The sequence below is a fragment of the Vibrio sp. Hep-1b-8 genome (genome assembly GCF_006124995.1).
Lineage (GTDB): Bacteria > Pseudomonadota > Gammaproteobacteria > Enterobacterales > Vibrionaceae > Vibrio.
In genome coordinates this window covers 21,868-30,590 of sequence record NZ_QEWN01000024.1, presented here as the reverse complement: position 1 = coordinate 30,590, position 8,723 = coordinate 21,868, and the positions used below count along the sequence as shown (strand labels likewise).

Below are 8,723 nucleotides of genomic sequence, written 5' to 3'. Positions count from 1 at the left end.
TATGACCCAATCTTTTTCATACCAGAGGACAACTGCGCTTCTGCTGAGTTAGAACCTGCACGTAAAAAACAGCTTTCACATCGCGGAAAAGCACTCAAACAGTTGTTCGCGACTCTATCTGAACAACCGCTTTAATCACTACTCAGTCAACGATAGACAATGAGCAAACTTATCCCACCAGCACTAAGTCTTTATGTACACATCCCATGGTGTGTACAAAAGTGCCCGTACTGTGATTTTAACTCTCACGCTCTAAAGGCTGAGATCCCAGAAAATGAATACATCGCAGCACTGCTACAAGATTTAGACACAGATATTGAGCGTTACCAGATCAATGATAACCCGCGCCCGCTGCACTCGATCTTTATCGGTGGCGGTACTCCTAGTCTGATATCGGCACAAGGTATTGCTGCACTTCTATCAGGAATTGAAGCTCGTATCCCTTTCAAACCTGACATAGAAATCACCATGGAGGCCAACCCTGGCACGATTGAGGCGGAGCGTTTTGCTGGCTATAGAAAAGCGGGAGTAACACGTATCTCCATCGGTGTGCAAAGCTTCGAGCAGCAAAAACTTGAGAAGCTAGGTCGAATTCATGGAAAGGATGAAGCGGTCAATGCCGCTAAGCTGGCGCATCAAATCGGTCTTAGTAGCTTTAACCTCGATCTCATGCACGGATTACCGGATCAGTCTGTCAATCAAGCTCTGGCCGATCTCGATAAAGCGATCGAACTCGATCCTCCTCATTTATCTTGGTACCAGCTAACCATAGAACCTAACACCATGTTCTACTACAAGCAGCCTACCTTGCCCGATGACGATGACTTGTGGGATATTTTTGAGTTGGGACACCAAAAGTTAGCCGAAGCAGGCTACGTTCAGTACGAGATTTCCGGCTACAGTAAACCTGGTTATCAATGCCAGCATAACCTCAACTATTGGCGTTTTGGTGATTATCTTGGTATTGGTTGTGGCTCTCACGGAAAGATTAGCTTTAGCGATGGTCGCATTATTAGAACCACAAAAGTCAAACATCCGCGAGGCTATCTAGCGGCGTATGACAATATGGTCAAACCTTACTTGAGTGACGAAACGGAAGTCAGTGAACAAGATCGCCCCTTCGAATTCTTTATGAATCGATTCCGCCTGATCGAAGCATGTCCGAAACAGGATTTTCTCGACACCACAGGGCTTGGTTTCGAGGCGATTGATGAGACGATTAACTGGGCGATTGGACTAAGCTATCTCACAGAGACAAGCACTCACTGGCAGATAACGGAGAAAGGAAAGTTATTTTTGAATGACTTACTTGAAGCGTTTATGGCGGAAGAGTAAGCGAGAAGCGAGAAGCGAGAAGCGAGAAGCGAGAAGCGAGAAGCGAGAAGCGAGAAGCGAGAAGCGAGAAGCGAGAAGCGAGAAGCGAGAAGCGAGAAGCGAGAAGCGAGAAGCGAGAAGCGACAAAATTTTGAAGGGTTGGCACACAGCACCAACCCTTTCCTTTAAAAATCAGACAATTAAAATTAAATCTTAGCCAGCACTGCCTGCAACTTTCGACTCGCTCACCACAAGCTCCTCTTGAAGGGCGCAGCCCGAACTCGATTCTCGGAGCGAAGCGTTCTAGCATCTCGAAGGACGGAGTCCGTTCTAAAATATCGATCGCCCAATTCTCTCTGCTAACAACTCTAATGCTTTTGTACCAGCTAGGGAGTTACCGGATGGATCTAGCTCAGGCGACCAAACTGCAATGGTCATTTCTCCTGGCACAACTGCCATAATACCGCCTCCGACACCAGACTTACCCGGCATACCGACTCGGTAGGCAAACTCACCCGCACCATCATACAAACCACAGGTAGCCAACAAGGCATTCAACTGCTTAGTTTGAGTTGGCGTAATCACTGGTTTGCCAGTTTGAACTGATGAGCCCTTATTCGCTAGGTAGCTGAAGGTTTTGGCCAGATCGACACAGCTCATCTTGAGTGCACAGGCGTGGAAGTAGTTATTGAGCACCGGAATAACATCGTTCTCAAAATTACCAAAAGAACGCATGAGATAAGCGATAGCCGCATTACGGTCACTGTGCATCATCTCAGAGGCGGCTACCACCTTGTCATAACAGATAAGTGTATCGCCTGATAACTGACGAACAAACTCAAGCAAACGCTGGCGAGGTGCAGAGAGACGGCTATTCAGCAAATCCGCGACAACAATTGCGCCCGCATTGATAAAGGGGTTACGTGGAATACCCTGTTCCATTTCCAACTGAATCAGCGAGTTAAATGCCTGACCAGAAGGCTCTTTACCGACTCTTGCCCAAATTTCCTCTGGCTTATATAAGCACATTGCCAAGGTTAAACTCAGCGCTTTAGAGATGGATTGAATTGAGAATGCCTCATCGGCATCCCCCGCTTTAATCACTTCACCTTGATTGGTAAATACAGCAATACCTAGCTTAGACGCAGGCACTTTCGCCAATGCGGGAATATAATCAGCGACTTTACCTTGCCCAATAAGAGGGCGAACCTCAGCGAGGATTTCTATTAAGATTTCTTGTGTCGGTTTCATCAGTAACCTTTAAAATCAATTAGTTATTATTATTTTCTTATAGGGTCAAAAAAGCCAACACATCAATGTTGGCTTTTTAAATCTCTTCACGTCAGCGCGATTGGCCGTCTTAACCAGCCAATAACGTTGGACAATTATTTTACGCGTTTGTACTTAATATCCCAAACGCCATGGCCTAAGCGATGACCACGTGCTTCAAATTTTGTTAGCGGGCGCTCATCCGGACGTGGAATATAGTCACCATCTTGAGCGATGTTTTCAAAACCAGGCGCATGGTTCATCACTTCAATCATATGCTCTGCGTAGTTTTCCCAGTCAGTTGCCATATGGAAAATACCTTCGCCTTCAATCAGCTTTTGACGAACCATTTCAGCGAAATCTAGCTGAACGATACGGCGCTTGTGGTGACGCTTTTTGTGCCACGGATCTGGGAAGAACAGTTGAAGAGTGGCGAGGCTGCTATCTGGAATCATGTTAGCAAACACTTCTACCGCGTCATGACACATAACACGTAGGTTAGTGATACCCGCTTCACGCGCATCTGACAAACAAGCACCAACACCTGGGCTATGTACTTCGATACCGATAAAGTTTTTCTCAGGTGCATTTTTCGCCATTTCAACCAGCGATGCCCCCATACCAAAACCAATTTCAAGAACAACAGGGTTGTCGTTACCAAACACCTCTTTCCAATCAAGAAGTTCATTTTGGTAATCTATACCCATTGCTGGCCAACACTCATTCATCGCGTTTTCTTGACCCTTGGTCAGACGACCTTCGCGTCGAACAAAGCTGCGAATTTTGCGTATCAATTTACCGTCTTCGTTGTACTCGTTAGTGGTCACTTCACTCATGATTTTGCCTGTCTAAAAATTGGTCTCGACTCAAAGGGATTGTGATTATCCAAAGAATTGCCACTGGTGCAAGTTTTTTAGCTAATTCCACACAGTTTATCGGTTGTACTTTACCCATAAACTATGGTGCAATTTTGCAAGATTAGATAACAAAATAAACAGAGCAAGTCGTGACCCCTTTCGCCAGCGCCATCCTCGAATGGTATGAAAACTATGGACGTAAGAGCCTACCTTGGCAGCAAAACAAAAGCGCCTATAGCGTTTGGCTGTCTGAAATCATGTTGCAACAGACCCAAGTTGCCACTGTGATCCCCTATTACCAACGTTTTCTGCAACGCTTTCCAACTGTAGTAGATCTCGCGAATGCGGAACAAGATGAAGTCTTACACCTGTGGACAGGACTTGGTTACTACGCCAGAGCACGAAACCTCCATAAAGCAGCAAAAGTCGTTACCGAGCAATATGGTGGAGAGTTCCCACTAAACATTGAAGAGATGAACGCATTACCTGGAATTGGACGCTCCACTGCTGCCGCCATACTCTCTTCCGTTTACAAGCAACCACACGCTATTTTGGATGGCAATGTTAAGCGAACTTTAGCGCGGAGCTTTGCGGTAGAAGGATGGCCGGGACAGAAAAACGTTGAGAATCAATTGTGGCAATATGCAGAACAACACACCCCCTCAGTTGATGTCGACAAATACAACCAAGCGATGATGGATATGGGGGCGATGGTCTGTACACGCAGTAAACCTAAATGTACCCTCTGCCCTATCGAGTCTTTCTGCCTTGCCAACAAACAGGGTAATCCACTCGACTATCCAGGTAAGAAGCCTAAAAAAGAGAAACCGTTTAAGGAAACGTGGTTTGTCATGCTACACCACAACAATCATGTGTGGCTGGAACAACGCCCTCAATCTGGAATTTGGGGTGGGTTGTTCTGTTTTCCTGAAGCTGAAGATGACAATATCGTCCATCAGCTTGATATACGTAATGTTACTGAGGATACAATCAAAGACCAGACTCAGTTGATCGCATTCCGCCATACCTTTAGCCATTATCATCTCGATATCACACCAATTTTGGTAGACCTATCAAAGCAACCCAATGTGGTAATGGAAGGAAGCAAAGGTCTTTGGTATAACTTATCGCAACCTGAAGAGATCGGTTTAGCCGCGCCAGTTAAGCAATTACTGGAAAGCTTGCCTTTTGAACTTCAAAGTTAATCATATTTTAAGGAGTCGTTATGAGCCGCACTGTATTTTGTGCTCGACTACAAAAAGAAGCTGATGGTCTTGATTTTCAGCTTTATCCGGGTGAACTAGGAAAGCGTATTTTTGATAATATTTCTAAAGAAGCTTGGGCACAGTGGCAACACAAACAGACCATGCTGATCAATGAAAAAAAACTCAATATGATGGATCCTGAACACCGTAAGTTAATCGAAACTGAAATGGTTAACTTCCTGTTTGAAGGTAAAGAAGTCCATATTGAAGGCTACACTCCGCCTAGCGAGTAACCCTAGCCTGAATTGAGATACGGAAAAATGACATTATTGCCAGCAGTGATGTCATTTTTTTAGGAGATATATGAAGAAGTTAGCGTATTTTTTTCTCGCGATGTCATTAACAGGTTGCAGCCGAGAGTTTGTTGAAAACCTGTATGATGTGAACTATGAACCGACGAACCGTTTTGCCAAAAATCTCGCTCAGCTACCCGGTCAGTTTGAAAAAGACACAGCGGCACTTGATGCACTGATCAACAGCTTTTCGGGCAACATCGAAAAGCGTTGGGGACGCAACGAAATTAAATTTGCGGGCAAAAGTAACTACGTAAAATACATAGATAACTATCTTAGTCGTTCAGAAGTAAACTTCGATAAAGGTCTGATTACCATTGAAACCGTCTCTCCAACGGCTCCCAAAGCACACCTGAAAAACGCTATCATCACCACTTTGCTGACACCCGATGATCCAGCAAACGTCGACCTTTTTTCCTCTAAAGAAATCACTTTGGAAGGCCAGCCTTTCCTCTATCGACAAGTTGTCGATCAGGATAACAAACCGATTCAATGGTCATGGCGCGCTAATCGCTTTGCCGATTACCTGATTGCCAACAAACTCAAAGTCAAAGATGTCGACTTCAAAAAAGTCTATTACGTCGAAATCCCGATGGTAGAGGAACAATTTGAAATCCGTAGTTATAAATACGCTGATATCGTGCAACGTGCATCGCGTAAATATGACATCCCTGAAGATCTCATCTATGCGATTATAAAAACCGAAAGCAGCTTTAACCCTTACGCTGTGAGCTGGGCCAATGCTTATGGACTGATGCAAGTCGTACCAAAAACAGCAGGGCGAGACGTATTTAAGTTAGTCAAAAAACGCTCAGGAGAGCCGACACCCGAGTACTTGTTTAACCCAGAAAACAATATTGATACTGGGACTGCCTACTTCTACATCCTGAAAAATCGTTACTTGAAAAACGTGAACCATCCAACTTCGTTGGAGTACAGCATGATTTCAGCGTACAACGGTGGTACTGGTGGTGTATTGAACACTTTCAACCGTAATGACCGCAAACGTGCGATGAACGACCTCAACTCATTGCAACCCAATCAGGTTTATTGGGCGCTGACGAAAAAGCACCCTAACGCCGAAGCACGTCGTTACTTAGAAAAAGTTACCAAATTCAAAAAGGATTTTAACTCAGGTAAAACATAATCATTAAAAACGGCTAAATAATCGGCACTTAACCACTTTTTTGAGTTTTTTTCTAAAAACAAGTTGACGGCAAGAGCGAAAATCCGTTTAATAGCGCTCCGTCGCCCGGATAGCTCAGTCGGTAGAGCAGAGGATTGAAAATCCTCGTGTCGGTGGTTCGATTCCGCCTCCGGGCACCACAATTTGATTTGTTGGTGTCTTAACGAAAGTGACAACACGAACAAAAGCATAAAGAATACAGTGTGCCGACTTAGCTCAGTAGGTAGAGCAACTGACTTGTAATCAGTAGGTCACCAGTTCGATTCCGGTAGTCGGCACCATTCTTTTGCCTCGATAGCTCAGTCGGTAGAGCAGAGGATTGAAAATCCTCGTGTCGGTGGTTCGATTCCGCCTCGAGGCACCATTATTTGGTGTACTTACGAAGTAAGACACAAACAGAATAGTTCCTCCTTAGCTCAGTTGGTAGAGCGACGGACTGTTAATCCGCAGGTCGCTGGTTCGAGCCCAGCAGGAGGAGCCACTTTAAGAAGCCAAGTCGAAAGACTTGGCTTTTTTCATTTCTAGCGCGCCAACTTCTATTTCCACGCTATACCTCACCCACGCTATCCGGTTACTGCAACCAAATCTTTAACTTGTTCTCACTTGCCACATTTGAATACACCAGAGTTATCAATTTTAGTGACTTTTTTTTAGGTGCGAAATATATTCGATCCCCTAGCAGATAAATATTTAATCTGTTCTACAATAAGATGACAAGACAAATAAACTACACCTAATTGTCCCTTTTAAATTTCAGAATGATCAATTTGCGAGCAATTATATGAAACTAAAGACACAAGCTTATTTATTATCAGGAATTATCCTGATTGCTCTACTCGCTTTAACGGCTACTGGGTTATGGACTCTGCGTGTTGCCAGCAACTTTGATAACAAGCAACGAGTTACTGAGCTATTTAAAAGTGCCTACAGCATACTAAGCGAAGTGGAGAAAATGGTCGTTGACGGCACATTAGAAGAGCAGCAAGCCAAAGCCATTGCCACTCGCCTATTGAGAAACAATATCTACAAAGATAATGAATACGTTTATGTCGCCGATGAAAATATGACGTTTGTAGCAACACCATTAGACCCTCAGCTACATGGTACCAGCTTCCATGATTTCAAAGATGGTAACGGCAATAGTGTCGGACAACTTATTCAAGACGTTTTAGGTCGTAAAACAGGCCAGATCGTTGAATACACTTGGACGCAAAAACAGGCCGATGGCAGCATTGAAAGTAAACTTTCTATTGCACAAAAGACCCCTAAATGGGGATGGGTTGTTGGCACAGGGATAGGTTTCAATGAGGTCAACGCTCGATTCTGGGCAACGGCACAATGGCAGTTAGTTCTCTGTTTGATCATTGCGGGGGCTATTTTAGCCGTATTGGTGTTCTCAATTCGTCGTATGCTCACGCTATTAGGCGGTGAACCTCAAGAAGTACGTAAAGCCGTGCAAGAAGTCGCCAATGGTACCATTCAAACGTCGTTCGCTTCTAAGGCCGCTCCAGGAAGTATCTACGAAGCAGTTCAGCAAATGAGTCAGTCACTAGCGCAATTGGTCAGCAACCTAGACGGATCTATGCATGCGCTTCGCAATGAGCTAGCGAACGTAGAAAGCCGTTCTGCGACCATCGCTCAATTAACCGATTCTCAGCAACAATCGACCGCCATGATTGCAACAGCAATGACTGAAATGGCCTCTTCGGCAAACAACGTTGCTGACTCGGCAAGTGATACAGCGCGTAATACTGAAGAGGCAGATAAACAAAGCCAGCATACTCAACAACTGATTCACAACACCGTAGATAACATCCAAGGCTTAGCTAGTCAGTTGGGTACCGCGAGCAAAGCAGTCGCTGATTTAGACAGCGACGTTAATAATATTGTTAAAGTCTTAGATGTAATCGGTGATATTGCAGAACAAACAAACTTGCTGGCACTGAACGCAGCCATTGAAGCGGCACGAGCGGGTGAACAAGGCCGAGGCTTTGCAGTCGTTGCCGATGAGGTACGTAACTTAGCAGGACGAACTCAAGACAGTACCAAAGAGATCCAACTGATGATTAATAACCTTCAGCAAGGCTCGCGCAATGCCATTAGCACCATGGAAGTCTGTGCGGAAACCAGTGAAAGCACCGTTGAAGAATCTCAAAATGCCTCTGCGGCTTTGCAACAGATCGTTGTCGCTCTGGAGTCTATTACCGAAATGAGTCATCAAATTGCAACTGCCGCGGCAGAACAGACCCAAGTGAGTGACGATATTTCTCAACGTATCAATATGATTGAAGATAGCGGCAATCAGCTAAGTAGCGTAGTGACAGAGAGTCACAACAGCACACAAAGCCTAGCTCAATTAGCCAATGAACTAGAAAATTGGGTAAGTAAGTTTACTGTTAAGCACTAAAAACCGTTGGAGCAACAAAAAGCACGCCTCTTCGCGTGCTTTTTTGTTCTTTACCCCTCACTATTCCGGTCGATTTTTACGATAACGCCTTTTGCTCTCTATACATTTCTTATCCAAAATGGATAAAAACAG

General features: G+C 44.7%; 9 protein-coding genes and 4 tRNA genes. 11 read left to right on the top strand and 2 right to left on the bottom strand.

What is annotated here, in order from left to right:
• The 3 genes from DA100_RS06490 to DA100_RS06480 form a co-directional block, all read left to right on the top strand.
• Positions 1-135 (top strand): non-canonical purine NTP pyrophosphatase (locus tag DA100_RS06490; RefSeq protein ID WP_276608332.1); only part of this gene is annotated, 135 nt, incomplete at its 5' end.
• Positions 136-159: 24 nt separating this feature from the next.
• Positions 160-1,335 carry a radical SAM family heme chaperone HemW gene (gene hemW / locus DA100_RS06485; protein ID WP_138971442.1) on the top strand — a complete coding sequence of 392 codons (1,176 nt, stop codon included), beginning with the start codon at positions 160-162 and terminating at the stop codon, positions 1,333-1,335.
• Positions 1,301-1,531 (top strand): hypothetical protein, encoded by a 231-nt coding sequence (locus DA100_RS06480; RefSeq protein WP_138971441.1) that lies wholly within the window; start codon positions 1,301-1,303, stop codon positions 1,529-1,531. The genes hemW and DA100_RS06480 overlap by 35 nt, the downstream gene beginning before the upstream one ends.
• A 113-nt stretch (positions 1,532-1,644) precedes the next feature.
• On the opposite strand, the gene glsB is transcribed toward DA100_RS06480, so the two are convergent.
• Both glsB and trmB read right to left on the bottom strand, forming a co-directional pair.
• Positions 1,645-2,565 carry a glutaminase B gene (gene glsB, locus DA100_RS06475; protein ID WP_138971440.1) on the bottom strand — a complete coding sequence of 307 codons (921 nt, stop codon included), beginning with the start codon at positions 2,563-2,565 and terminating at the stop codon, positions 1,645-1,647.
• 134 nt (positions 2,566-2,699) lie between these two features.
• Entirely contained in the window at positions 2,700-3,419 is a 720-nt protein-coding gene (trmB, locus tag DA100_RS06470; protein ID WP_138971439.1) for a tRNA (guanosine(46)-N7)-methyltransferase TrmB, read from the bottom strand.
• Positions 3,420-3,589: 170 nt separating this feature from the next.
• On the opposite strand from trmB, the gene mutY reads away from it, so the two are divergent.
• From mutY to DA100_RS06430, 8 genes are all read left to right on the top strand, one after another.
• The gene (gene mutY, locus DA100_RS06465; RefSeq protein WP_138971438.1) at positions 3,590-4,645 is read left to right on the top strand and encodes an A/G-specific adenine glycosylase; all 1,056 of its coding nucleotides are present in this window, start codon (positions 3,590-3,592) and stop codon (positions 4,643-4,645) included.
• Positions 4,646-4,665: 20 nt separating this feature from the next.
• Positions 4,666-4,938 (top strand): oxidative damage protection protein, encoded by a 273-nt coding sequence (locus tag DA100_RS06460; protein WP_138971437.1) that lies wholly within the window; start codon positions 4,666-4,668, stop codon positions 4,936-4,938.
• A 70-nt stretch (positions 4,939-5,008) separates the two neighbouring features.
• A complete protein-coding gene (gene mltC, locus DA100_RS06455) occupies positions 5,009-6,145 on the top strand; it encodes a membrane-bound lytic murein transglycosylase MltC (protein ID WP_138971436.1) in 1,137 nt (378 codons plus the stop codon).
• Positions 6,146-6,248: 103 nt separating this feature from the next.
• Positions 6,249-6,324 (top strand) — tRNA-Phe (locus tag DA100_RS06450).
• Between the two features lie 65 nt (positions 6,325-6,389).
• A tRNA-Thr gene (locus tag DA100_RS06445) sits at positions 6,390-6,465 on the top strand.
• A 7-nt stretch (positions 6,466-6,472) separates the two neighbouring features.
• Positions 6,473-6,548: transfer RNA gene (locus DA100_RS06440), tRNA-Phe, on the top strand.
• A 41-nt stretch (positions 6,549-6,589) separates the two neighbouring features.
• A tRNA-Asn gene (locus DA100_RS06435) sits at positions 6,590-6,665 on the top strand.
• Positions 6,666-6,965: 300 nt separating this feature from the next.
• A complete protein-coding gene (locus DA100_RS06430) occupies positions 6,966-8,591 on the top strand; it encodes a methyl-accepting chemotaxis protein (protein WP_138971435.1) in 1,626 nt (541 codons plus the stop codon).
• Positions 8,592-8,723: the final 132 nt, after the last annotated feature.